This window comes from Oleiphilus sp. HI0066, assembly GCF_001635725.1.
Genome location: NZ_LWFH01001392.1, coordinates 1 through 1,049, shown reverse-complemented (window position 1 = coordinate 1,049; position 1,049 = coordinate 1). Strand labels below are relative to the sequence as shown.

Sequence of the window (1,049 nt, the reverse complement as noted above, 5' to 3'; positions counted from 1 at the left end):
TTGAAACGAATTAGCTCGTTTCGAAATGCTACATTCGAGAATTCGCTCGTGTCTGCTCCATTGGTGAATGGTGAACTCGCATCTCCCGATGCACAGCCAAGAAACGCTGCAGCACGCACTCCACGAGACAAAAACTCCATCGAGATACGACCGCTTTCTTGAACGCGTGCAACTCCACCTTGAAGATTGAAAGCCTGACTATTGCTATTAAAAATTTGGAATAAACCAAGCAATAGGAAAGAACTCAACGCCAAGGCAACGAGCAATTCAACAAGTGATAAGCCTTGTTGTTTCGAATGTTGTGTCATAGTGCTCTACTCCTTAAGGCTCAAATGAAAGATCAATAGAGCTTGTCGCGATGCTCGTTGTACCTTGCTCGACACGGTCTGTCCACTGCACCCTTACGGTATAAACGCTGCCATTCAAAGCAATAGAACCCTGACCTGCCGGGAGAGATCTTGCTAGATTTGCTTGCCACTCAAATCGATCATTGATCGCCATATCTGCAGAAGAACATCCTGTTGTATTCAGGCAATTTGCTTTGGCACTGCCTCCCGTTCCATCACCATAATCGCCATTATCAACGCCTTCGCTGTTCGCGCGCATACGATCAGCCATATCATTGGCATAGTACAGTGCAACACCGCGATAACTTGAGTTTGAGGTGTCTTGCACAGCTCTCACCTGCATACTCGCCATGCCTAATAAACCAACTGCTAGAATTAGCATCGCCACCATAATCTCAATCATAGAGAGACCTTGCTGATGATGTTTGCCTGTAAAGGTAAGTTGTCTCATGTCATTCATCACTCATTAAGGACAGGTAAAATTATTCACGTTCACGCGACCCGACAAAGCCACGGCTATCTGACGATCATCTAAGCCTGCTTGAGCAGTACATAGATTGAAGCTGATCGCAGGTGTTGCAAAACCAGCGCCGTTGAAACTAAAAGTACCAGCGGTGCCTGTTAAGGTAAGTGCACCGTCAATGGCATCGAAACGTCGGATCTCTTCGTTGGCATCAAAGATCGCATCGCCATCAAGATCTA

At 46.3% G+C, this 1,049-nt stretch carries 3 protein-coding genes; all 3 read right to left on the bottom strand.

Annotated features, from left to right (window positions below; all coding sequences use genetic code 11):
• On the bottom strand, positions 1-308 hold a 308-nt coding region (locus tag A3738_RS20990; RefSeq protein WP_156504391.1), incomplete at its 3' end, for a prepilin-type N-terminal cleavage/methylation domain-containing protein.
• Positions 309-321: 13 nt separating this feature from the next.
• Positions 322-798: a type IV pilus modification protein PilV gene (gene pilV / locus A3738_RS20985; RefSeq protein WP_197472083.1), complete on the bottom strand. Its 477-nt coding sequence runs from the start codon at positions 796-798 to the stop codon at positions 322-324.
• 15 nt (positions 799-813) lie between these two features.
• Positions 814-1,049 (bottom strand): hypothetical protein (locus tag A3738_RS20980; RefSeq protein ID WP_156504390.1); only part of this gene is annotated, 236 nt, incomplete at its 5' end.